We start from the raw sequence: 22,665 nt of genomic DNA on the forward strand, positions 1-22,665 counted from the left end.
CTCTCAATCCGCCCGCAGCGGATATTGCTGCCGTGGCGGAATGAGATGATGAAGCACGGCGATGGCGATCAGCAGCAGGCCACCGAGGCCGACCACCGTGAACAGCGTCCACGCCGACAGATGCGACCCCAGTGCCACCAGCGGCACGGCGCCGGCCGGCGGATGCGTCACTCTCAAAATCAGCATCGCGGCAATGGCGAGACCAACCGCGATGGCGGCGGCCCACCACAGACCCGGCAGCAGCGCCATGGCCAGGCTGCCGACAAGGGCCGCCAGCAGATAGCCGCCAAGTACATTGGCCGGTTGCGCCAGCGGGCTCTTCGGCTGGCCGAAGATCAATACGGCCGTCGCACCGAAGGGCGCGATCAACAGGGGAATGCCGGTCGCAATCGCCAGGGCGCCGACGGCGGTCATGCCCGTAACCGCACCGACACCCGACTTCAGATGCCCGTGCCAGTGGCCTTTCGGCTCATGACGGTGAAGGAAATGCTTGAAATGGCGATGCATGGAAGATCTTCGAAACTCGGCTGAAATCTATTTGCCTGTTTTTTGACCTGTATCTGCCGCTTTTTCAAGCAAATCCATTCCATTCATACGCCGGAACTAATAATAATCGGCCTTAAAATCATTCTAAACTAGAGCGTTTGACACAAGTTTATTTTTCATACATGACACAAAACGCCAAGTTTTTGACGGTGCCCCCGCTGTCATTAGGAGAGGGAACATGAAACTCAAGATCAATTTTGGCGCCGTGCTTGCGGTTGCCTTTGCTACGACTACCGCATCCGGCCTGCCCGCCCTTGCCGCCGCTCCCGAGCCGGCAGCTGTCCTCAAGCACTATGCGGACGTGGCTCACGCCAAGTATCAGGACTCGCTGACCACGGCACAGGCGCTTGACAAGGCGATCGACGCCCTGCTCGCCAACCCCAGCGACAAGACGCTGAAGGCAGCGCGTGCCGCGTGGATCAAGGCTCGTGTTCCCTATGCCCAGACCGAAGCCTATCGCTTCGGCAACTCGATCGTCGACGATTGGGAAGGCAAGGTAAACTCATGGCCGCTGGATGAAGGCCTGATCGACTATGTCGACGCTTCCTACGGCACGGAAAGCGATGAGAACGCGCTCTATGTCGCCAATGTCATCGCCAACAAGACGATCAAGATCAACGGCAAGGATGTCGACGCTTCGCATCTGACGCCGGAATTCCTCTCCGGCACGCTGCATCAGGCTGGCGGTGTCGAAGCCAACGTCGCGACCGGCTACCATGCCATCGAATTCCTGCTCTGGGGCCAGGACCTGCACGGCACCGGACCGGGTGCCGGCGAACGCCCGGCAACCGACTACGACCTCAAGAATTGCACGCATGGCAATTGCGATCGCCGTGCCGAATATCTGAAATCCGCTTCGACGCTGCTCGTTGCCGACCTCAAGGACATGACGGAGAAGTGGACGCCGGACGGCGAAGCCACCAAGCATGTCGAAGCCGATCCGAAGGCTGGCCTCACCGCCATCCTGACCGGCATGGGCTCGCTCTCCTACGGTGAACTTGCCGGCGAGCGCATGAAGCTCGGCCTGCTGCTGCACGATCCGGAAGAAGAGCAGGATTGCTTCTCCGACAACACCTATAACGAGCACAATGGCGATGCCCTCGGTATCGCGGCTGCCTATACCGGCAACTACACCCGCGTCGACGGCACCAAGCTGAAGGGCCCGTCCCTGCATGATCTGGTGAAGGCAAAGGATCCGGCGCTCGACAAGGAAATGCAGGGCAAGCTCAACGCTACCCTGACAGCCATGAAGGCCCTGGTGCATCGCGGCGAGACGGTCGAGAAGTACGACCAGATGATCGGCGAAGGCAATAAGGAAGGCAATGCGACGGTTCAGAAGGCCATCGATGGCCTCCTCGACCAGACGAAGAGCATCCAGCGCGTCATCGCTGCCCTCGACCTCGGCACGATCAAGCTCGAAGGTTCGGACAGCCTGGACAACCCGAACGCTGTCTTCACCAAGAAGTAATGAGGGATGGTGGCAGCGCGACACCGCGCTGCCACCCCGATACCCATGACAAGCATCCCGGCCAACCGCGCCCTGCTGCCCGCCCTAGCTGCGGGTTTTTTGGTTTTCTCCATCACTTTGGCCGGCGCGGCCATTCTCGATTTTCCGACTGTCCGCACCGATCTCTCCGCCGAACAGCTGAAGCGGGTGCACGACGTGACCCGCGCGACCGCCAATTTCCTCAAGGCCGAAGCCTATGAGGCGATGCAGGGCGGTGCCTCGACGTCGATCGATCCCGTCAATCGCGATATCTTCTCGCAGCCCTCGGCCAATTTGAGCCAGGAACAAGGGCAGGATTTCCATCTCGGCAACGCCCTCTTCCGCAAGCTCTGGGTCTCCGCTCCCTCCTCGACACAGGCCTCCGACGGGCTAGGGCCGCTGTTCAATGCCCGCTCCTGTCAGAGCTGCCACATCCGCGACGGCCGCGGTCATCCGCCGGACGCCGGTGGAGCGGCCGCAACCTCGATGGTGCTGCGTCTGGCTCGGCCCGCCGCCACGCCGGAGGAGGAGCAGGCAACCAAGGATTTCAGCGCGCTCAACTTCCCCGATTCGACCTATGGCAAACAGCTGCAGGACCTCGCCGTGCCGGGGCTTGCCGCCGAAGGCAAGGTGACGGTGAGCTATAGCGAGCAGACCGTGACGCTTGCCGGCGGCGAGACCGTGACGCTGCGCAAGCCGCATTACGGCGTGAGCGATCTCGCCTATGGGCCGCTCGACCCTGCGACGACATTCTCGCCGCGCATCGCGCCGCCGATGATCGGCCTCGGGCTGATCGAGGCCATTCCGGAGGCCGACATTCTCACCAATGCCGACCCGGACGGCAAGAACGGCACCGGCATTCGCGGCAAGCCCGCGATCGTCCGCGATCACCGCACGGGTAAGATCGCGCTTGGCCGCTTTGGCTGGAAGGCCCAGAACGCAACCGTGCGCGACCAGGTGGCGGATGCTTTCTCGGTCGATATCGGCATTTCCACGCCGGATCGGCCGAACCCTTATGGCGACTGCACGGCGAAGGAACCGCAATGCCTTGCCATGCCGAACGGCGTACAGAAGCGCCTGGGCGATACGGAGGCGCCGGATCCGATCCTTGCCCTCGTCACTTTCTATTCCGAAAATCTTGCCGTTCCCGCCCGCCGAAAGGCAAGCTTTCCCGATGTGCTGCACGGCAAGGAGATGTTCTATCGCTCCGGCTGCGCCTCATGTCACACGCCGAAATTCGTCACTCGCGACGACATCAAGGGCGGCGACGGCAAGGGCTCTCCGCAGGCCTTCCAGCTGATCTGGCCCTATTCCGATTTCCTGCTGCACGATATGGGTGAAGGCCTTTCCGACGGCCAGCAGGTGGGCGTCGCGTCCGGCAGCGATTGGCGCACGCCACCGCTCTGGGGTATAGGCCTCACACAAACCGTAAGCGGTCGGCAGGCTTATCTGCATGACGGCCGCGCCCGCACATTGACCGAAGCCATCCTCTGGCATGGAGGAGAGGCGGAAAAAGCCCGTACCGCATTCGCCGACCTTTCGAAGGACGATCGGCAAGCCCTCATCAACTTTCTGGAGTCACTTTGATGCGCCACTGGAAACGTCTCGCAGCTAGCCTTCTCCTCACCGCCGCCGCCTTGCCCGCCCAGGCGCAGGACGCGACGACCAACGGCGCCGGCCTGAATGAAGCCGCGGTGCCGGCAACCCTGCAGAAGGCGGTGGATGACGTCATTCGTCCGGGCTATCGCGCCATGCATGATTCCGCCTCGAAGCTGACCGTGGCGATGAAGGCGCTTTGCGCCGACCCCTCCGCCACGACGCTTACCGGCGCCCAATCCGCTTTCGGCGACACGGTAAAGAGCTGGTCGCGCATCGAAATCGTCGATACCGGCCCAATCATCGACAAGAACCGCTTCGAGCACATCCTGTTCTACCCGGACCGCAAGGGCGTCGGCCTCAAGCAGGTGCAGGCGCTGATCGCCAAGGCCGACGAGAAGGATACGACGGTCGAGGCCGTCGCCGGCAAGAGCGTCGCGCTGATGAGCATGACGGCGCTGGAATATGTCCTCTACGGCACCGGTTCGGACGTTCTCGCCACCCAGAAGCAGGGCTTCCGTTGCCGCTATGGCGCGGCGGTCGCCGGCAATATCGAGAACACGGCCAAGGAAATCGCCGACGAATGGGATGCACCCGATGGCGTGCAGAAATCCTGGAAGTTTCCGGGCAAGTCCAGCGACGATTTCATGGACAACAAGGAAGCGGTCACGGCGCTCCTCGGCATCCTCGTGCATGGTGCGGCCAATGTCCGCGATCAGCGGCTGGAGACCTTCTACAAGGGCGACCCCGCATCGGCGCGGCCGAAGATGGCGATTTACTGGCGTTCCGGCAACACCTGGACCTCGTTCACCGGCAACATCGAAGGCCTCAAGACCCTTTGGGAAAAAGCCGACATGGCAAGCCTGCTGCCGGCGAACAAGCGTGACGCCGCCGCCAAGATCGACGGATTGCTGAACGAGCTTGCGACGACCGCACCGACGATCAATTCCAACATCGAGACGGCTCTCGGCAACGATGCGGAGCGCGCCAAGATCGACAAGCTGCTTGCCGTCAGCCGCGATCTCACCACCGCCTTCAGCGACGAGTATGGCGGCGCCATCGGCCTTTCCGCCGGCTTCTCCTTCGCCGACGGGGACTGACCGGGATGCGCAGCGGGCTGATCGATCGGAGAGCTTTCGTCAAGGCTGCTGGGCTGACCTTCCTAGCGGCGCTCAAGCCCGGCGCCCTGATGGCCCTCGAGCGCGCAGATGCGGTCTACGCCTCGGGCATTCGCGCCGCCGACGGCTCCTTTGCCGTGGCGACGGTGACCGAGAAGGGCCGGATCGTCGATCAGGTGGCCCTGCCCGCCCGCGCTCATGGCATGGCCTTTTCGAAGGCGACGGGCAAGACCGTCGCCTTCGCCCGCCGGCCCGGCACCTATGCGATGATCTTCGATCCCTGGAACAAGGCCGAACCGATCGTCATCACCGCCAAAGAAGGCCGGCATTTCTATGGGCACGGCACGTTTTCGCCGGATGGCAGGCTGCTTTATGCCAGCGAGAACGACTTCGACGACAATCGCGGCATCATCGGGCTCTATGATGCGCGCAACCGCTTTGCCCGCATCGGCGAATATGAGACCTATGGCGTCGGGCCACATGACATGACCGTTTCTGATGACGGCAAGTACCTGATCGTCGCCAATGGCGGTATCGAAACGCATCCGGATTTCGGCCGCACCAAGCTCAATCTCGACCATATGGAACCATCGTTGACGCTGATCGATGCGGCAAGCGGCCGGCTGATCGAGAAACATGTCCTGCCGGCACAATATGCGCAGGTATCGACGCGGCATGTCGATATCGATGCGAGCGGCCGGGTCTGGTTCGCCTGCCAGTATGAGGGCCATCGCAACGATCTGCCGCCGCTCGTCGGCCATTTCGCCAGGGGCGAGGATCTGACCTTCGTCTCCCTGCCCGATGACACCACTCGCGCGCTCGGCAACTATGTCGGTGCCATCGCCGTCAACCGTGCCGAAAACCTCGTGGGTGTGACGTCGCCGGTCGAGGGGACATCGGTGACGCTGGATGCCAGAACCGGCAGGGTGCTGAAGGTAGAAAACGTGCCCGATGCGGCCGGCATCGCCCCAGCCAGCCATGGCTTTGCCGTGTCCTCCTATCAGGGCGACTTCCTGGGCGAGCATAGCGACGTCGCCTGGGATCAGCATATCGTCCGCATCGCCCGCGGTTGATTGGATCCTGGCTCAGACCGGCTTGCTGGCCTCTATGAAGCGGCGTAGCGCCGTCGCCGCATTCAGCATGTGTGCTCGCATGCGCCGCGACGCCAGCTCGCCATCGCCTTCGGCAATCGCCTGCATGATGGCCTCATGCTCCGCACGCGAACGATCCAGGCGCTCGTGCTGACGTAACTGAGCCCGGCGGAAGGCGGTCAGGCGGCTATGAATGGCAATCGCCTGTTCGGCCAGAAAGCTGTTATGCGTCGCACGATAGATCGCCTCGTGAAAGGCGCGGTTGAACGCATCATAGGCATCGAAGTCACCCTTCCTGACGATCGCCTCTGATGCATCGTGCAGCTCGATCAGATGGCTGCGCTCAAGCGGCGTCATGCGATAGGTGGCGAGCCGCACGCACAAGGCCTCGATCTCCGCGACCGTCTCGAACATCTCCATGATGCGTTCCGGCGTCATGCGGGCAACGACGACCCCGCGGCGTGGCCGCACCTCGACCAGACCGCTCACCGCCAATTGCCGTAGCGCCTCGCGAACCGGCGTGCGGGAAGCACCGAAGCGATCGGCAAGATGCTGTTCATCAAGGGCAGCGCCAGCCTCCAGGCGTCCGGTTGCGATCTCATCCGCCAAGGCATTGCGGATACGGTCAGACAGCAACTCGCGGTCATCGGCGGCATCCTCGAGTTCATTGGTCATTTTCCACCTCAGGGCATTTCGGTGCCACTTTGTATGCAATAGCGCTACCACTACGACATCTTGCATGCAAAAATGTCATCACGCAACTGTTACGCATCCAATCATTGACCATTATCAACGACGAGAATACAAAAATACTCACACGACCATCTTCTGCATACGCAGAGTGGCCGGAGCGCCAAATCAGAATGCAAGCAGAGCCCATTTCACCCGAACGCTTCGGACGGAATGAGCTTCCCACCAGAATAACATCCCGAGAGACCAGTCGCCCAGCATCTCGGCCGGAAGGCCCTTTGCCGTCGATTTCGCCCCTCCCACGCAAAGGATCAGGACCATGATGATAACCAGACGGAATTTCTCGGCCGCACTTGTCGCCGGTGCCGCCGCTTCTCTCGTTTCCACCCGCGGCATGGCCGCCACTAGCGCCACTGGCACCGGCGCGGCCGTCTCCGCACCACAAAAGGCGCGCAACGTCGTGCTGGTGCATGGGCTTTTTGCCGATGGTTCCTGCTGGTCGGAGGTTATCGCGCGATTGCAGGCCAAGGGGCTGAACTGCACCGCAGTGCAGAACCCGCTGACCACGCTGCCGGACGCCGTCGCCTCGACCCAGCGCGTTCTCGATCGCCAGGACGGCCCGACCGTGCTCGTCGGTCATTCATTCTCGGGCATGATCGTCACCGAGGCAGGCATGCACCCGAAGGTTTCTTCGCTGGTTTATGTTGCGGCCCGCGCACCCGATGCTGGCGAAGATTACACGGCGCTTGCCAAGACCTATCCGACGCCGCCGGCATCCGCCGGCATCGTCTTTGATGGTGACGAAGGCCGCCTGAGCGAGGAAGCCTTCCTGCGCGACTTCGCCGGCGATCTGCCCGAGGCCAAGGCCAAGGTGCTCTATGCCGTGCAGCAGCCGTTCCACAAGGAACTCCTCGCTGGCAAGACGACCCAGGCCGCATGGCATTCAAAGCCGAGCTGGTATGCGGTCTCCACCGAAGACCGGACGATCAATCCTGACCTCGAACGTTTCATGGCCAAGCGCATGGGTGCCAAGACCATCGAAGTGAAGGCAAGCCATCTTGCGCTGATCTCCCACCCCGATACGATCGCCCATCTGATCCTCGAAGCCGCCGGGCACTAGGCCGATGGGCTACCGCTGAGCTAGCCTTTCCTGGTGTACTCAGCCTGCTCCGCATTGACAGCGACAGCGGCCGCCTTGGCCGCTGTCCGCAACCAATCCGCCCCGCGCGTATCGAGATCGGCGAGAATAGCCGATATGCGCGAGGCATCGCCCGCGTGGCAGTTGGCGATCTCGAAACCCATGAGATCCAGCATCTCAGTCGACAGCAGCATCTCGGCGTCGCCATCGACTTCGATCTTGCGGCTGTTGGGCGACAGGCGCCGGACCAGCAGTTTTCCGCTCACCTGATAGCGTGGATCGGGCGAACGCGCCCGGCCGGCTGCGATAACACCGGTATGAACAGCCTCGTCCGACGGATTATGCTTGAGCGACCAGCCCGACTGCAGCAGCGCCTTGACCTCACGCAGGACCGGGCCGCCGCGCCATTCGACATAGGCGACGAAGCGCGGACGGCCGAGACTGCCGGTGCCGGCCGTGCGCGGCCTGGCTTCGAATGCGGTCATCGGATCCGGCAACGCCCGGCGCAGCGCCTTCAGATAGGGTTCCGGCACAGGATCTTTCGCCGACGGCAGGCTGCGATACTTCTCCCAGAAGGCCTTGCGCTCGGTATTCGAGAGCAGCACCTCATTGCGCAGCCATTTGTAGTCACGCTCCAGAATGACTGATGATGGTTGCTGCAAGCCGCGGCGATAGCCCGCAAGGATAGCAGCGGCGATGGCGCGCGGTGTCGGACTGACACTGCCTCTCGCCAGCATTGCGCTCGTCGCCAGCCGCACGAGATCGAGGGCATAAGGCATGACGGCCGCCTCGTCGAAATCATTGGCGCCCCAGACCAGCCGCCCCTCTTCATCGCGCCAGGTGCCGAAATTTTCCAGATGCGTGTCGCCGATTGCCAGTACCTGCGGCGCGCTCGCGAGAGTAGGGCAAATATCGAAGATGATTTCGGCCCAGCGCCAATAGGTTCCGCGCAGGAAGGAAAAGCTGTCCCTCTTCATCAGCTTGTGCTTTTTCGCCAGGCCCGCCTCGACCAGATCGCTGCCGAGCTGCGCCTTCATCCAGCTCTCGTATGCCGCCACCGATTGCAGAATCGTGGTCATCGATGCTCCTTGCAGCAAGTTTTCCTGTTCCGGATAGCATGCCCCGGCGACGGAGGAAATTCGACGTCAGCAATAGACCCGTCAGAGGTGCTTCTTTTCCAAGTCTTGACCCTTGTCCAAACCGCCTCTCCATGCCAATTTCGCACCCGCGAAGGGGAACGGCATGACAGAGGCAGACAGCGGCGACTTTCGGGCCCGCATCAGAACAAGCTTCGAGCGGCAGGCAGCGATGGCGACCATCGGCGCGGAACTGACACGCGTCGAACATGGTGCCGTCGAGATCGAGCTGCCCTTCGACGTGAAGCTGACACAGCAGCACGGCATTCTGCATGCCGGTATCATCGCCGCCGCGCTGGATTCGGCCTGCGGGTTTGCTGCCTACAGCGTCATTGATCCCTCCGCATCTATTTTGACAATCGAATTCAAGATCAACCTGATGTCGCCGGGACGCGGCGAACGTTTCCTGTTTCGTGGCGATGTCACCAAGCCTGGAACGACGATCATCGTCGCCGACGGCCGCGGCTATGCGATCGGCGACGGACCGGCCAAGCTGATTGCCTCGATGACCGGAACGATGATGGTCATCCGGGGCAGAGAGGGAATTAGCGGATGAAATTCGAATTGAAGCGCGTCTCGGGCAAATCGATCCTGTTCGTCATGGCCGCGGACGCGGAATACGGCCCCTTCCTGCGCTCGCGCATCGATCCGCTGATGACCGGCGTCGGGCCCGTCGAGGCGGCAATCGCGCTGACCCGCGCCTTCGCCCAGCTCGAAGCCCATGACGACCTGCCCGATCTCGTGGTTTCGCTCGGCTCGGCCGGCTCCGCCAAGCTGGAGCAAACGGAAGTCTATCAGGTCAGCTCCGTCTCCTACCGCGATATGGATGCCTCGCCGCTCGGCTTCGAGAAGGGGCGCACGCCCTTCCTCGACCTGCCAGCCACGCTCGAACTGCCCCTGCGCATTCCCGCGATTGCCGAAGCGAGCCTTTCGACCGGCGGCAATATCGTTTCCGGCGCGGAAGCCTATCAGCGCATCGGCACCGACATGGTCGATATGGAAACCTTCGCCGTGCTGCGCGCCTGCCAGACATACGGCCGGCCGTTGATCGGCCTGCGTGGGATTTCCGATGGGCAGGTCGAATTGCAGCGCATTTCCGACTGGACGGAATATCTGCATGTGATCGACCGCAAGCTTTCCGAAGCCGTCGACGGGCTGTTTACCGCACTGGAAGATGGCGTATTCTGGTTTTAACGGATCAAAACCGCCCTATGTGAGGACAATCGGGACAATAAAATCGGCTCTGGCGTGATTTGCCCGATTGCCAGCGAAAGCGCTTTTCATTAAAGGCTCGCCATGACCCAGACAGCACATCCAGACACCGTTCTCATCGTCGATTTTGGCAGCCAGGTGACGCAGCTCATCGCACGGCGTGTGCGCGAGGCGGGCGTCTACTGCGAAATCGTCCCCTTCCAATCCGCAGACGCCGGTTTCAAGCGGTTGCAGCCGAAGGCCGTGATCCTCTCCGGCAGCCCGGCCTCGACCGTGGATGAAGGCTCGCCGCGAGCGCCGCAGATCATCTTCGACAGCGGTATCCCCGTATTCGGCATCTGCTACGGCCAGCAGACCATGTGCATGCAGCTCGGCGGCAAGGTGGAGAGCGGACATCACCGCGAATTCGGCCGCGCCTTCCTCGACGTCAACAAGGATTGCGCGCTGTTCGAAGGCCTCTGGTCCTCCGGCTCGCGCCATCAGGTCTGGATGAGCCATGGCGACCGCGTCACCGCGCTACCCGATGGCTTCGAAGTCGTCGCCACTTCCTCGAACGCACCTTACGCCTTCATCGCCGACGAGAAGCGCAAATATTACGGCGTGCAGTTCCATCCGGAAGTCGTGCATACGCCCGATGGCGCCAAGCTCATCGGCAACTTCATTCACAATATCGCAGGCATCAAGGGCGACTGGTCGATGTCGGCTTATCGCGCCAAGGCCGTACAGGCGATCCGCGATCAGGTCGGCGACAAGCGCGTCATCTGCGCTCTGTCAGGCGGCGTTGATTCCTCTGTAGCCGCATTGCTGATCCACGAAGCCGTCGGCGATCAGCTGACCTGCATCCTCGTCGACCATGGCCTGATGCGCAAGGACGAGGCGGCCAATGTCGTCGCCATGTTCAGCGAGCACTATAATCTGCATCTGCTGCATGTCGACGCTTCCGACCGCTTCATCGGCGAGCTGGAAGGGGTCAGCGACCCCGAGACCAAGCGCAAGATCATCGGCCGTCTGTTCATCGAGACCTTCGAAGAGGAAGCCAAGAAGCTTGGCGGCGCCGATTTCCTCGGCCAGGGCACGCTTTATCCCGACGTGATCGAGAGCGTTTCTTTCACCGGCGGCCCCTCGGTCACCATCAAGTCGCACCACAATGTCGGCGGCCTGCCGGAGCGCATGAAGATGCAGCTCGTCGAGCCGCTGCGCGAACTCTTCAAGGACGAAGTGCGCGCGCTCGGCAAGGAGCTCGGCCTGCCCGATAGCTTCATCGGCCGTCATCCCTTCCCGGGTCCGGGCCTTGCCATCCGCTGCCCGGGCGGCATCACCCGCGAAAAGCTGGAGATCCTGCGCGAAGCCGACGCCATCTATCTCGACGAAATCCGCAAGGCTGGCCTCTACGACGCCATCTGGCAGGCTTTCGCCGTGCTCTTGCCGGTCCAGACCGTCGGCGTCATGGGCGATGGCCGTACCTACGAATTCGTCTGCGCACTGCGCGCCGTGACATCGGTCGACGGCATGACGGCGGATTTCTATCATTACGATATGGAATTTCTCGGCCGCGCCGCGACCCGCATCATCAATGAAGTCCGCGGCATCAACCGCGTGGTCTACGACGTCACCTCGAAGCCGCCGGGCACGATCGAGTGGGAATAAAGGGCGAGCAGCATCCCCAAACGCGACTTTCCCAGAAGTGCCCGATTTGCCGAATTCGGCAAATCGGGCTCATCCGGGGAATTGGCGACTGGAGTGACGCCTTTACTTGACCTTGATGCTCAGACCGCTGATATCAGCATTGACCTGCAGGCCTACCTGGCGGCCCGTCAACTCGAGCTGAGCGCCCTTGTCATTGGTCATGACAATCATCTGGGCTCCCTTGCCGACCGCGCCACCGCCACCGGCCGCACCGTAGATCCCCGATACATCCTGAGCGCGGCGAATATTGCGCACGGTGCCCTGGAAATAGGTCTTGGAGGCACCGAAGGCGAGACCACCCGAGATACCGCCGATCGACACGGGATAGCGGTGACCGCGGAAGGTCAGCGTGCCCTCGCCTCCGGAGCCGCCGACGAAGAAGGCGGCCTTATAGACGGAAAAACGGATCGTGCCGCTTTCGGCATGCGCGACGCTGGCAAAGCTAATTCCTGCGGCGGCGATGGCGGCAACCGCGACTGAACGAAATCCGGACGAAATCTTCATGATGAGCTATTCCTCAAGAGCGCCGCTTACCCAGCCGGCCGGGCACGACGTCACCGTCGTAACAAAGTTATATATCAACGATCTCGCGCATCATTGGTTCCAAAGCATGGCAATAACAAAGCGTTAGCATATCCAAATAATCAAATGATAACGACGGCAGCCGGATATTGCTCCGGCCTTTTACCCTATCCCCGTCGAGCGGTGATAATCCAGGAGCGGGAGTCGAAGAATACGCCCTCCGGAGTCATATGTGCTTTTAGCAAATCACGCAGCCGCTGCATTGCCGCGCCGGGTGCTTCGCCGGTTCGTGCGAGCGCGTCCTTCACCAGATAAAGGTTGATGAGCGCGTCAAACGCCGTGTCGACGTCCGGGCCATAGAAGACAGGTTCGCGGACGTCGATAAAATCGACCGAAACAAAACCGGCGGCGTTCAGGAGCCCTGTAGCAATGGCCGGATCGCCAAGTGAAAACGGCGTGAGGGCATTCGTGGAAATCGCGGTTCCCGGGGCCAGCGCTTGCCGGATGGCGCCAGACCACGCGTTTTGCTCCTGGCTCTGCCATACCATCCAAGCGATTCGCCCGCCCGGGCGTATCGCGCCGGCGATATTGGCAAAGGCCGCTGCGGGATCGGCAAAGAACATCACCCCGAAGCGGCTGATGCAGAGGTCGAAGCTGGCAGCGGGAAATGCGTGGTGCTGGGCATCACCCAGCTCAAACCTAATATTTCGCAGGCCCGATTCATCGGAACGTTGTCGCGCCACCTCGAGCATATCCGGGGACGTATCCACTCCGACCGCCTCGCCTTCCGCCGCGACACTGGCCGCTTCGCGCGTCGATTGCCCCGCCCCGCAACCGATGTCGAGCACGCGATCACCTATTCCAACACCGGCGGCCGCGCGCAGATGCGCATTGTGTCTTTTCAATTCCGCATCATAGAAGTCGGCACGATTCAACATCTCCACCCTCACCTGGTTTGTTTCGGTCCTTCGACGGGCCTTCGTTTTCATCGCGTCCGCGGCGGCTTCATGGGTTGGCGAGCATGATGCCGCGAATGACGACAAGTCTCCGACAGCCCCATAAATTCCATGGTCACGCTCGTGGCGCAACCTCAGCGTTCGTCGCGTCTATCATACCCTCGGAAAACCGATTGCAAAATGCTATCGGTTATGTAATAAGCAAACCGATTGCAAAATGCAATCAGATTCAGCGGGGGAGGAGCATTGAAATGAATGAGCGCATCATCATGGCTGACGGCGTTGAGATCGCCACGCAGGCTTTTGGCGACCCGGCCCACCAACCTACCCTGCTGATCATGGGTGCCATGGCCTCGATGCTGTGGTGGCCGGAGGCGTTCTGCCGTGAGCTTGCCGCCCAGGGCCGCTATGTCATCCGCTATGACAATCGCGACACCGGCCTTTCGACCTTCTACGAACCGGGCAGCCCACCTTACACCATGGACGATATGGCCGAGGATGCAATTCATGTGCTCGACGCTTACGGCATCGACAGCGCCGATGTGATCGGCATGTCGCTGGGCGGGATGATCGCGCAGATCGGAACACTCGCCCATCCAACGCGTGTGAGAACGCTGACGCTGATGTCAACGACGCCGGTCGGCATCGACACCTCCTCTCTGCCGCAGACCAGCGATGCCTATATGCAGCATGCATCGGCAGGCGAGAGCGTCGATTGGACCGACAATGATCAGGTCATCGACTTCATCGTCAGGGATGCGCGGATGATTGCGAGCACGGGGCACCCCCATGACGAGACGGCTGCCCGCACTCTTGTGGAGCGGGACGTCAAGCGCGCCAGGAATTTCGTCAGCGCCACCAATCACTTCATGCTGAAGGGAGGCGACGCATGGAAGGATAGGCTGGCCGAATTGGCGCCGCCACTTCTCGTCATCCACGGAACGGCGGACCCGATCTTCCCTGTCGAGCACGGCGAATTGCTGGCGGCAACCGTCGAAGGTGCGGAACTTGTGCGTCTGGAGGGCGGCGGCCATGAGATTCATCCCGGGGATTGGGATGAAATCATCGCAGCCATTGGCGCCCACAGCGGTTCACTACGTCGATAGATGCCGGGACCGAGCGAGATGGAAATTCGGCCGCTATACGCGATGGGCGATTTGCGCCAATAATCTGCTACTGAAGGGGAAGCCGCCTTGCCCCCGCAGGAAGATCTGAGATGCAGGATAATTCCATAGCTGACGACATAGATGGCAAGACCGGGATCACGGCGCCGGTCGCCGGACTATCGGAAATTCTTGCGCCCGGCCTTTCCGTGGTTTTTTGCGGCTTGAACCCGGCCCTCACAGCCCATCGCGACGGGCACAACTTCTCGAACCGGAGCAACCGCTTCTGGCGGGTCCTGCATCTCGCCGGATTTACCCCTCGCCTGCTGCGGGCGGAGGAAGAGCGCGAGATGCTGCAATATGGGCTGGGGCTGACATCGGCGGTCTCACGCCCGACAAAAAGCGCCAGCGAGCTTACGAAGCACGATTACGTCACCGCCGCTCCCATACTGGAAGAGAAGATCGGAAGGCTCGCTCCCGCCAACCTCGCATTTCTGGGCAAGGCCGCCTATGCGGCGATCAGCCTTCGCCCGCAAATCGAGTGGGGCCATCAGCCGGATGGATTTGCGGGCGCCTCAGTCTGGGTGCTGCCCAATCCAAGCGGCCTCAACAGGGCTTTCGATCTCGCGAGGCTGACCGAGCATTATCGCGAGATGAAATTGGCAATGGATCGGGTAACGGCCTCTTTCGAATAGCCGGGCCCTCTTCAGCCGGGATTCGCCGCCTCTATCTCAACAACGATTTTTCCGCGCGCCGATCCTTCACGGACTAGTGCGTGGGCGTTGCCAGCCTGATCCAGCGAAAAGCGACGCTCATCGAGGCGTGGCATGAGCTTGCCTGCCTCGGCGAGTCTTGCCGCTTCACTCAGAATTCGTCCATGCGCCTCGCGACCCTCACCGGTCAGAAGCGGCAGCAAGGTGAAGACGCCGCCATAGGTGGCTGCGCGGAAGGAAAGTGGCGCAAGGGAATGCGCGCTCCAACCCAGCGAACTGGTGACCCGGCCAAAACGGCGTACCGCGAGAAATGCGTCGTCCAGCGCGCCGACGCAATCATAGACGACATCGAAACCCCGGCCGCCGGTCAGATCGCGAACATAATCGCCGACAGCGGTGTTGCGGTCGACGGGCGTTGCGCCGATCGATCGCAGATAGTCGGCAGCTTCGGCCCGATCGACACCGAAAATTATGGCTCCGCGGGCGCTGGCGAGTTGAAGAGCGACATGCCCTACCCCGCCGGCAGCGCCGATCACCAATGCAGTCTCGCCTTCCCTGACATCGACACGGTCGACCATGCCCTCCCAGGCGGTGATGACCGCCAGCGGAAGTGCGGCCGCCTCGCGCATCGAGAGATTTGCAGGCTTGTTTGCGATCAATCTGGCATCGACGGCAGCATATTCTGCCAGGGATCCCTGCACGCCACCGACACCACCGGTCATGCCATAGACTTCGTCTCCGATGGAGAAGGCTTTGACGCCGGGACCGACCGCCTCGACGGTGCCGGCCAGATCTATACCGAGAATGGCCGGCAAGGGGTGATGGGCGTGGGCGGCTGCATCCGCCCAGATTTTCGTATCGAGCGGGTTCACGCCGCTTGCGTGGATCTTGACCAGGACCTCACCGGGGCCTGGCGTGGGCGTGGGAACATCCTTGATCGTGAACGGACCCTGGGCATGTTCGACAATAAGAGCTTTCATGGGAGCAACCTTTCTAATCTGACTGCAAGGATGCTCTTCTCTTGTTTGCATGGAAATCATAAGTATTGTTCGCTCTTCATGCATTTTTGTTTGGATTGAAGCCATGGAGTGGAGTGACCTTCGCATTTTTCTCGCCATCGCGCGGGAGGGTACCCTCGGCGCGGCGGCGCGCACACTGGGGCAAACCCAACCGACGATGGGGCGGCGGCTGAGGGCGCTCGAAGACGCCGTGGGGCAAAGGCTGTTTCAGCGCACCAGCGACGGCTTTGTACTGACAGACGAGGGACAGGCCGTGCTTGCCCATGCCGAACGGATGGAAGAGGAAGCGATCGCCATCGGGCGGGAACTCGCCGGAGCCGAAACCGCGCTCAGCGGGCTGTTGCGGATTTCGTGTTCGGACTGGTTCGGTGTCACCATGCTGGCGCCGGTGCTGGCGGAGTTCGCAAGCCGCCACCCCAAGGTCGTCACCGAGCTTCTGACCGATGCTCGCCTCTACAGCCTGCCGAGGCGGGAAGCCGACCTGGTGTTCCGGATCAAGGCTTTCGATGAGCCCGAGGTCGTCTCACGCCGGCTGCTGCATATTCCCTATGGGGTCTACATCAGGAAGGGCGAGGTACATCCGGTTGCGGGCGATGGCGCAGGCTCCAATCTCGTACTTATGGACACCGCCTTCGGCGGCATGCCTGACGTGGCCTGGATTGAGCAAAAGCTGCCGAGAGCCTCGGTGATCAGCCGAAGCAACAACAGAGAGGTTCAGGCCCGCCTCTGCGCCGCCGGGGTTGGCGTCGCTGTTCTCCCTCGTCCATTGGGTGATGCCACACCGGGCGTGGAACTCGTCGACCTCGGCGAGCCGCCGCCGGGCCGCGATACGTGGATCGGCTATCATCGCGACATGCGCCGCATGCCGCGCCTGCGCGCGCTGGTGGACCTCGTAGCCGACAGGCTCGGCCGGTAAGGGCGATGGCGGTGGGCGCCTAGCCCCATTGATCCGCAGACGGCTCGGGCACGTTCACGTAGCGCGACAGCAGGTGCAGGCTCCGGCCGAGCGACATGCCGGTGAAGCCAACCCATACTGCAGCGGCAAGAGGCGGGACAACCGGCGCCGAAAACCAGGCCGCATGCATCTCCGCGCCGACATGCAGCAGGAATTCAAACGCGAAAGTCGTCAGGATGATAACGAGCATCATGATATCGCCAGGAAGGGAAAGCGATCTCCTCGCCCTGTCGACCCCAATTTTCCAGGCGCTGACATGCCGCCAGCCGATCGTCATGCCGACGCATAGGCCCGCCGCGGCAAACGCCAAATCGAGCACGCTCGCTTGCGAGAAAAGTCCCTCAAAGCCGCGGACACTCAGTATGGTCATGATCACAGGCATTATGACGAGACGTTCGACGCGGATCGTGCGGGGCAGGCATCGCGAGACGCCCATCCAGAGCAGCAGCAGAAACAGACCATAGACATAGGCCGGAATATGAGGCATCGCCGGAACTCCGTAACGGCAGGATTGCAGCCCGAAGAGAATTAGCCGATAATCTTAACGGCGTAAAGATGGAGGGAAAAACGCGTTGACGACAACAAGGGCCGGCACGCCGCCGGCGCGCTATCATCATGGAGATTTGCGAAACGCCCTCCTCGAAGCCGGACGCACCCTGCTCGAAGAAGGAGGGCCGACGGCACTCAGCATTCGGGAAATAGCCCGCCGCGTCGGCGTCTCGGCACCCGCTGCCTATCATCATTTTTCCGGACTGGACGACATAGCGGTAGCGCTTGCCGAACGAGGATTTGCCGAGCTGGCGGAGTGTTTGCAAGCCGCCCCCAGCAATGCGAAGGGGCAATTGGGACCCGCGGGCATGGCCTATGTCGCCTTCGCACGCAAAAACCCCGGCCTCTATCGGCTGATGTTCGGTGAAGGGTTCAGGGGAGCTTTTGCCGCCGATGATAGAATACGTGCATTGCGCTCCGAGGCTTATGAGGTTCTGAAAACCGGCCTGTCCAAGCGCATGCCGCCCGAAGAGATCGGCACAGCGGCGCTGTTCCTATGGTCATTAACTCACGGCCTGGCGCTCCTGATGATCGACGGGCAGTTCGATCCGGGCGAGGACCCCGACACTTTGGTCGCCGCCATATTGCGGCTGCCCGGCAAGGGGCTTCCAACATCCTTCGAGCCTGACGATCGCGCCTAGTTTCCTGCAGCTCCGGGCCGGATCGACGGCGTCTCATCCGCGCCAGAGCCTTAAATCTAGGCTCTAGGCTCCGAGTGCCCTAGATGATAGCTATCACGCCCCGGCCACACGGCCCGATGGCAGGCACTGATCTTTATAACGGCAGGCAAAGTCGAACAGCATGTTTACAATCAAGGACTTCTCCGGCCGCAAGGTCATTATCGGCGACGACAGCGGCACGCTTCTCACAAGCGAAAGAGACGTGAACGACTGGATCAGCGCGGCATGGGACGCCGAGGCCACCCTCGTGGTCGTTCCGGTATCGCGGCTGAACGAGGATTTCTTCCAGCTCTCGAACCGCATTGCCGGCGGCATTATCCAGAAATTCGTCAACTATCGCTCTCAACTCGTCGTCATCGGCGATATCTCCCGATGGGTCGCCGGCAGCAATGCCTTGCGGGATTTCGTCTATGAAGCCAACAAGGGGCGCGAAGTCTGGTTCCTGCCGGACCTGGATGCTCTCGCCGAACGCCTGCAGCAAAACTCCCCGAGCTAACCGGAAAGAGTAGCCCGCATGAAACCAGCCACATCTCCGCCGACACTCGAAACCGAGCGATTGCTTCTGACGGGCCATACGCTTGATGACTTCGAACCGCTTGCGGCCATGTGGAGTGACCCGCTTGTCGTGAAGCACATCTTCGGCAATCTGGTATCGACATCACGGGAATCCTGGATGCGGATGCTGTCCTATCACGGCCTCTGGCCGCTTCTGGGGCATGGATATTGGGCGGTCCGCGAGAAATCATCCGGCCGTTATGTCGGCGATCTCGGCTTTGCCGATTTCCATCGCATCATGGAACCATCCATCAAGAGCATTCCGGAGGCGGGGTGGGCCTTCTCAGCATGGGCGCATGGCAAGGGACTTGCCACAGAAGCCCTGACGGCGGCCACCGCCTGGCTCGACGAGCAGCCACGCTTCGACCACAGCGTCTGTCTGATCGCGCCCGACAATACGGCCTCGATCCGCGTCGCAGAGAAAGCCGGCTACGGAGACCCGAAACCGGTGCGCCTCAACGACAAGGAAACGCTGCTGTTTTCTCGCGCCCGCCGGCTGGCGAAGGACTGACGGGACACGTCCGGCGCAATACTGCCGCCTAGAATCCCAGCGAGTGCTGCACCGGCTTTGGCGGCGCCAATTGAACGCCCTCCAGCTCCAGCATGTGGGCCTTGGCGTTCGAGCCGCCGGGCGCTGAAAAGCCGCCGATCTTGCCGCCTGCCGCCAGAACGCGATGACAGGGGATGATCAGTGCGACCGGGTTCTTTGCCATGGCCTGGCCGACATCGCGGGCGGCCTCCGGCCCGGCGCCAAGCTGCTTGGCGAGTGTGCCATAGGTCGTGGTGTGGCCCCAGCCGATCTGCCGCGCGGCATCGTATATCTGCTTAAAAAACGCATCCTGCTCGCCAAGATCGAGCCTGACGCCGGAAAAATCGATTTCTTCGCCCGCAAAATACCGCTTCACCTTGGCGACGACCTCGGCAACCTCCGGCGTCGGCGTGCCGGGATGCGCATTGGGGACGCGGCGCAGAAGCAGCCGCTCGGTCGCGCCGGCATCTTTCGTCGGCAGCTGGAAGCGTATGACACCGAGATCGCTCCAAGCAATACCGCAAAAACCGCCCGCGGTTTCGAAGATCAGATAATCTTGCCTTGTCTCGTTCATGACGGAAGCTCCGTGTTTCCACTTGCCATGAAAATCGTACCGCAGGGCGGGGAATTCAACCCGATTCTTGCGCAGGGCCGCTGTCGCCTGCTTTTTACTGTTGAGGAAAACGCCGCCGCTACCAAGACGGCGCCCCAATCCTAGTTTGTACTTAAGGGATCAATATCCACCGCCGGTCGGAGGCGAATTCAGCGTCATGCCACCACCGGACCCATGCTGATCCGACGTGGAGCAAGCTGAAATACCGAGACCGATGAGGGCAAGCAAGGCAATCGAGAAGATGGCTTTCGTCAACATTTGAGACCATTCCTTTGAAAAAGGCGAAAACACCCCTGGCGGATGATGAACAGGTCAAGCGGGTGTTTTATTCGATCGTCTTTTCAGATGAGAGATGCTGTGACGGTGAGTGTGCGGCAGCTTGGCAAATGTTCTTCATTTGTTCTTGATATCAAATACTGTCGACGCTAGAGTATGGACGATCCCAAATTGATGAGAGGCAAAGCCAACTGGCTTTGAATAGTGCCATGCATCCTAGCGGACAATTCTCGTTCGATCTTGGCGAACCGCCAAGAATACAGAGAACTAAAGTGGTGCCGAGGCGTGGGCAGGCCCTCTATTTTGCAGCGCTTCCGGACCCTGAAATCGCTAACTTAACGGCTAGCTTGACGTGGGACCAAAGTCGACGAAACGGATTGTCGCGTGAGCCGAGACAGCACGATCTTTATCACGCGAGCATCTATCCGATCGACATCGCTTCACGCTCTCGCGAAGAGGCCATTTTCGCCGCGATGCAGGCAGCATCTACGATCCACTTGCCATCATTTGAGCTGATATTCGATCGCGTCGCCACCTTCAGCAACGGCAACAGCCGCCAATACGTGCTTTGGTGCAGGCAGGGAAATATTGGCCTAAAAATATTACGCCAGGAACTGGCAACTGCTATGCAAAGCTTGGGCTTCGACAGTGACGTCCTCGACAACTTTGCGCCACACATGACACTGTTTTATTGTCGGCGTGCCCTGCCAGAAGTGATGCTGGAAAAGCCGATAGTGTGGACCGTTAAGACGTTTACGCTGGTGAACAGCTTCCAGGGAGAGGGCGAACATGGCCATGTGTGGCATTGGTCACTATTCTAGGTCTGGCGTCTAGGCTTTTGGAGAGATTTCGGCGTTTCCTGTGGATGCCAGCACCACCGCCACAGCATCATCGACACTGAAGCTGCAGCGGCTGTCGAGATCGGTGACGCCAGCCAGGGCCATGAGGTCGCGCACGCGATCATGGACGCGGGCGAATTGCACGCGGATGCCGGCGCGCTGCATGGCGCCGTCAAACTCCATCAGGGCATCCATCGCCGTGCTATCGATATCGGAACTTTCCTCCAGGCTGAGAATAGCGGCCCGCAGCCCCGCCTCGCCGCGGCTGCGCGACAATATCTCGCTGAAGATTGTGTCGGCATTGCCGAAAAACAGCGTTTCGCCCGGCCGCCAGATGGCGATGCCCGGTATCTCGGATGCATCACCATGTCTGACCACATCGACGAAGTTGTGACTGCTGCCGAGGCGCCCGAGACGGGCGACATAGGGCGAGGCCAATCGATGCATCATGGCGGCGAGCGATAGCGCGATCGCCAGCAGCATGCCGTTCAGTACGCCGAAAGCCAACACCCCTGCCGCAGCACCGAGCGCGACGTAAAAATCGCGGTGCAGCCGCCGCAAATGCAGGATCGGGCTGGGATCGAGCGCATGCGTCAGCGCGGCGATGACGACTGCGGCCAGCACCGGCTCGGGCAGCAGCGCCACCAGCGGACTTGCGCAGGCAATGAGGATCGCAAGGCCGATGGCGGCAAAGACGGTGGTTGCCCGCGTCTTGGCACCTGCCGCCTCGCTGGCGAAGCCTGCCGAAAAGCCGGCGCCGACAGGCATGCCCTGCACGAGGGCGCTGGCGATATTGGCGGCGCCGAGCGCGCCGAGCTCGCGGTTGACCTTCAGCGTCTCGCCATAGCGCAACGCCAGCGCCCGCATGGTACCCCAGGATTCGGCAAAGAGAATAAGCACAAGAGGCACGGTAAACTGCACCAGCCGTGAATAGGCGGCCCAGCCGGCATCCGGCAGCGACGGCCATTGCGGCAGGATCTCGATCGATCCCACCAGCTTGACGCCATGTGCCTCGAGGCCGAACAGGTAGGAGGCGAGAATGCCGGCAACAAGCACGAGGAAGGCGGCGGGAACGCCCGGCAGCCTCTTGAGCAGCAGCAATGCCACAAGCGCGACGACGCCGACCGCAACGCTAATGGGGTTCCACTGCAGAACCGCACCGAACAGCGACGCCGCATAGGTGAGGATATTGGAGCCCTGCGCGGGCACGCCTACCAAGATGGGCAGTTGATGCAGGATGATGGTGATCGCGAGGCCCAGCGCAAAGCCGCGCAGCACCGGCCGCGAGATGAAGCCGGTGATGCCGCCAAGGCGCAGCACGGCGGCAACCACGAACAAAACGCCGGCGAGCGCAACGGCGACGGTGGCCAGTCCGGCCTTCACCGTGGCGTCACCGGGCACGACCGCCAGCGTTGCGGCAAGAATCGCGGCGGACGAGGATGTTGGGGAGACGATGGCGAAGCGACTGCGGCCGAATATGGCGTAGATCAAGCATCCGGCAATGCCGGCAAGGATGGCCCGGTGCGGCGGCAGGCCGGCAATGCCCGCATAGGCAACGGCTTCCGGCAGCATGAGGCCGGCAACGGATATGCCGGCGACCAGATCCGCCTTGTCCATCACGAACCAACTGCCCAGCTTCGTCATCGATCACCGACCA

General features: G+C 61.4%; 25 protein-coding genes. 15 read left to right on the plus strand and 10 right to left on the minus strand.

What is annotated here, in order from left to right; all coding sequences use genetic code 11:
- Window positions 1–3: 3 nt before the first annotated feature.
- On the minus strand, window positions 4–507 hold the full coding sequence (locus A6U86_RS32335; RefSeq protein WP_068400622.1) for an HPP family protein: 504 nt from the start codon (window positions 505–507) through the stop codon (window positions 4–6).
- Window positions 508–724: 217 nt separating this feature from the next.
- On the opposite strand from A6U86_RS32335, the gene A6U86_RS32340 reads away from it, so the two are divergent.
- Genes A6U86_RS32340 through A6U86_RS32355 form a run of 4 tightly spaced genes read left to right on the plus strand, consistent with a single transcriptional unit; the run spans window position 725 to window position 5,819 of the window.
- The gene (locus A6U86_RS32340) at window positions 725–2,014 is read left to right on the plus strand and encodes an imelysin family protein (RefSeq protein WP_068400624.1); all 1,290 of its coding nucleotides are present in this window, start codon (window positions 725–727) and stop codon (window positions 2,012–2,014) included.
- A gap of 45 nt (window positions 2,015–2,059) precedes the next feature.
- The gene (locus A6U86_RS32345; RefSeq protein ID WP_068401135.1) at window positions 2,060–3,619 is read left to right on the plus strand and encodes a di-heme oxidoredictase family protein; all 1,560 of its coding nucleotides are present in this window, start codon (window positions 2,060–2,062) and stop codon (window positions 3,617–3,619) included.
- Entirely contained in the window at window positions 3,619–4,728 is a 1,110-nt protein-coding gene (locus A6U86_RS32350) for an imelysin family protein (protein WP_068400626.1), read from the plus strand. The genes A6U86_RS32345 and A6U86_RS32350 overlap by 1 nt, the downstream gene beginning before the upstream one ends.
- Before the next feature lie 5 nt (window positions 4,729–4,733).
- On the plus strand, window positions 4,734–5,819 hold the full coding sequence (locus A6U86_RS32355; RefSeq protein ID WP_068400629.1) for a DUF1513 domain-containing protein: 1,086 nt from the start codon (window positions 4,734–4,736) through the stop codon (window positions 5,817–5,819).
- Between the two features lie 12 nt (window positions 5,820–5,831).
- Here the strand turns inward: A6U86_RS32355 and A6U86_RS32360 are convergent, their stop codons facing one another.
- The gene (locus A6U86_RS32360; RefSeq protein WP_068400632.1) at window positions 5,832–6,512 is read right to left on the minus strand and encodes a GntR family transcriptional regulator; all 681 of its coding nucleotides are present in this window, start codon (window positions 6,510–6,512) and stop codon (window positions 5,832–5,834) included.
- Window positions 6,513–6,846: 334 nt separating this feature from the next.
- Between A6U86_RS32360 and A6U86_RS32365 the strand changes: the two genes are divergently transcribed.
- Window positions 6,847–7,647, plus strand: a complete 801-nt coding sequence (locus A6U86_RS32365) for an alpha/beta fold hydrolase (protein WP_068400634.1) — start codon at window positions 6,847–6,849, stop codon at window positions 7,645–7,647.
- A gap of 20 nt (window positions 7,648–7,667) precedes the next feature.
- On the opposite strand, the gene A6U86_RS32370 is transcribed toward A6U86_RS32365, so the two are convergent.
- Window positions 7,668–8,744 carry a DUF2252 family protein gene (locus A6U86_RS32370; protein ID WP_068400635.1) on the minus strand — a complete coding sequence of 359 codons (1,077 nt, stop codon included), beginning with the start codon at window positions 8,742–8,744 and terminating at the stop codon, window positions 7,668–7,670.
- 163 nt (window positions 8,745–8,907) lie between these two features.
- Here A6U86_RS32370 and A6U86_RS32375 point away from each other — a divergent pair, with 163 nt between their 5' ends.
- The 3 genes from A6U86_RS32375 (at window position 8,908) to guaA (ending at window position 11,660) form a co-directional block, all read left to right on the plus strand.
- On the plus strand, window positions 8,908–9,357 hold the full coding sequence (locus A6U86_RS32375) for a PaaI family thioesterase (RefSeq protein WP_037197294.1): 450 nt from the start codon (window positions 8,908–8,910) through the stop codon (window positions 9,355–9,357).
- The gene (locus tag A6U86_RS32380; RefSeq protein WP_068400638.1) at window positions 9,354–9,995 is read left to right on the plus strand and encodes a 5'-methylthioadenosine/S-adenosylhomocysteine nucleosidase; all 642 of its coding nucleotides are present in this window, start codon (window positions 9,354–9,356) and stop codon (window positions 9,993–9,995) included. The genes A6U86_RS32375 and A6U86_RS32380 overlap by 4 nt, the downstream gene beginning before the upstream one ends.
- A 102-nt stretch (window positions 9,996–10,097) precedes the next feature.
- Window positions 10,098–11,660, plus strand: a complete 1,563-nt coding sequence (gene guaA, locus A6U86_RS32385) for a glutamine-hydrolyzing GMP synthase (protein WP_068400640.1) — start codon at window positions 10,098–10,100, stop codon at window positions 11,658–11,660.
- Between the two features lie 102 nt (window positions 11,661–11,762).
- On the opposite strand, the gene A6U86_RS32390 is transcribed toward guaA, so the two are convergent.
- Window positions 11,763–12,203, minus strand: a complete 441-nt coding sequence (locus tag A6U86_RS32390) for a hypothetical protein (protein ID WP_068400642.1) — start codon at window positions 12,201–12,203, stop codon at window positions 11,763–11,765.
- Between the two features lie 185 nt (window positions 12,204–12,388).
- Window positions 12,389–13,159, minus strand: coding sequence for a class I SAM-dependent methyltransferase (locus A6U86_RS32395; RefSeq protein ID WP_068401138.1), 771 nt, complete (start codon window positions 13,157–13,159; stop codon window positions 12,389–12,391).
- Window positions 13,160–13,428: 269 nt separating this feature from the next.
- On the opposite strand from A6U86_RS32395, the gene A6U86_RS32400 reads away from it, so the two are divergent.
- Both A6U86_RS32400 and mug read left to right on the plus strand, forming a co-directional pair.
- Complete coding sequence (locus tag A6U86_RS32400; protein WP_068400643.1) at window positions 13,429–14,283, plus strand: alpha/beta fold hydrolase; 855 nt, start codon at window positions 13,429–13,431, stop codon at window positions 14,281–14,283.
- A 110-nt stretch (window positions 14,284–14,393) separates the two neighbouring features.
- The gene (mug, locus tag A6U86_RS32405; protein WP_068400645.1) at window positions 14,394–14,975 is read left to right on the plus strand and encodes a G/U mismatch-specific DNA glycosylase; all 582 of its coding nucleotides are present in this window, start codon (window positions 14,394–14,396) and stop codon (window positions 14,973–14,975) included.
- Window positions 14,976–14,986: 11 nt separating this feature from the next.
- On the opposite strand, the gene A6U86_RS32410 is transcribed toward mug, so the two are convergent.
- Window positions 14,987–15,973, minus strand: coding sequence for a zinc-dependent alcohol dehydrogenase family protein (locus A6U86_RS32410; RefSeq protein WP_068400648.1), 987 nt, complete (start codon window positions 15,971–15,973; stop codon window positions 14,987–14,989).
- Between the two features lie 103 nt (window positions 15,974–16,076).
- Here A6U86_RS32410 and A6U86_RS32415 point away from each other — a divergent pair, with 103 nt between their 5' ends.
- Complete coding sequence (locus A6U86_RS32415) at window positions 16,077–16,928, plus strand: LysR family transcriptional regulator (protein ID WP_068400651.1); 852 nt, start codon at window positions 16,077–16,079, stop codon at window positions 16,926–16,928.
- Between the two features lie 19 nt (window positions 16,929–16,947).
- Here A6U86_RS32415 and A6U86_RS32420 read toward each other — a convergent pair whose 3' ends face one another.
- Window positions 16,948–17,496: a DUF6622 family protein gene (locus A6U86_RS32420; RefSeq protein WP_343287092.1), complete on the minus strand. Its 549-nt coding sequence runs from the start codon at window positions 17,494–17,496 to the stop codon at window positions 16,948–16,950.
- Window positions 17,497–17,539: 43 nt separating this feature from the next.
- On the opposite strand from A6U86_RS32420, the gene A6U86_RS32425 reads away from it, so the two are divergent.
- The 3 genes from A6U86_RS32425 to A6U86_RS32435 all read left to right on the plus strand — a co-directional run bounded on the left by A6U86_RS32425 (window position 17,540) and on the right by A6U86_RS32435 (window position 19,262).
- Window positions 17,540–18,157 carry a TetR/AcrR family transcriptional regulator gene (locus A6U86_RS32425; protein WP_068400655.1) on the plus strand — a complete coding sequence of 206 codons (618 nt, stop codon included), beginning with the start codon at window positions 17,540–17,542 and terminating at the stop codon, window positions 18,155–18,157.
- A gap of 160 nt (window positions 18,158–18,317) precedes the next feature.
- The gene (locus A6U86_RS32430) at window positions 18,318–18,692 is read left to right on the plus strand and encodes a DUF4180 domain-containing protein (RefSeq protein WP_068400659.1); all 375 of its coding nucleotides are present in this window, start codon (window positions 18,318–18,320) and stop codon (window positions 18,690–18,692) included.
- Between the two features lie 18 nt (window positions 18,693–18,710).
- Window positions 18,711–19,262, plus strand: coding sequence for a GNAT family N-acetyltransferase (locus A6U86_RS32435; protein ID WP_068400662.1), 552 nt, complete (start codon window positions 18,711–18,713; stop codon window positions 19,260–19,262).
- A gap of 28 nt (window positions 19,263–19,290) precedes the next feature.
- Here A6U86_RS32435 and A6U86_RS32440 read toward each other — a convergent pair whose 3' ends face one another.
- Both A6U86_RS32440 and A6U86_RS35505 read right to left on the minus strand, forming a co-directional pair.
- Window positions 19,291–19,854: a methylated-DNA--[protein]-cysteine S-methyltransferase gene (locus A6U86_RS32440; RefSeq protein WP_068401141.1), complete on the minus strand. Its 564-nt coding sequence runs from the start codon at window positions 19,852–19,854 to the stop codon at window positions 19,291–19,293.
- A gap of 159 nt (window positions 19,855–20,013) precedes the next feature.
- On the minus strand, window positions 20,014–20,151 hold the full coding sequence (locus A6U86_RS35505; RefSeq protein WP_158008794.1) for a hypothetical protein: 138 nt from the start codon (window positions 20,149–20,151) through the stop codon (window positions 20,014–20,016).
- Window positions 20,152–20,378: 227 nt separating this feature from the next.
- On the opposite strand from A6U86_RS35505, the gene A6U86_RS32445 reads away from it, so the two are divergent.
- Window positions 20,379–20,990 (plus strand): 2'-5' RNA ligase family protein, encoded by a 612-nt coding sequence (locus A6U86_RS32445; protein ID WP_068400664.1) that lies wholly within the window; start codon window positions 20,379–20,381, stop codon window positions 20,988–20,990.
- 9 nt (window positions 20,991–20,999) lie between these two features.
- Here the strand turns inward: A6U86_RS32445 and A6U86_RS32450 are convergent, their stop codons facing one another.
- On the minus strand, window positions 21,000–22,652 hold the full coding sequence (locus A6U86_RS32450; RefSeq protein ID WP_083197062.1) for a SulP family inorganic anion transporter: 1,653 nt from the start codon (window positions 22,650–22,652) through the stop codon (window positions 21,000–21,002).
- Between the last annotated feature and the right edge of the window lie 13 nt (window positions 22,653–22,665).

Origin of the sequence: Rhizobium sp. AC27/96 (assembly GCF_001692325.1) — a bacterium.
GTDB lineage: Bacteria > Pseudomonadota > Alphaproteobacteria > Rhizobiales > Rhizobiaceae > Rhizobium.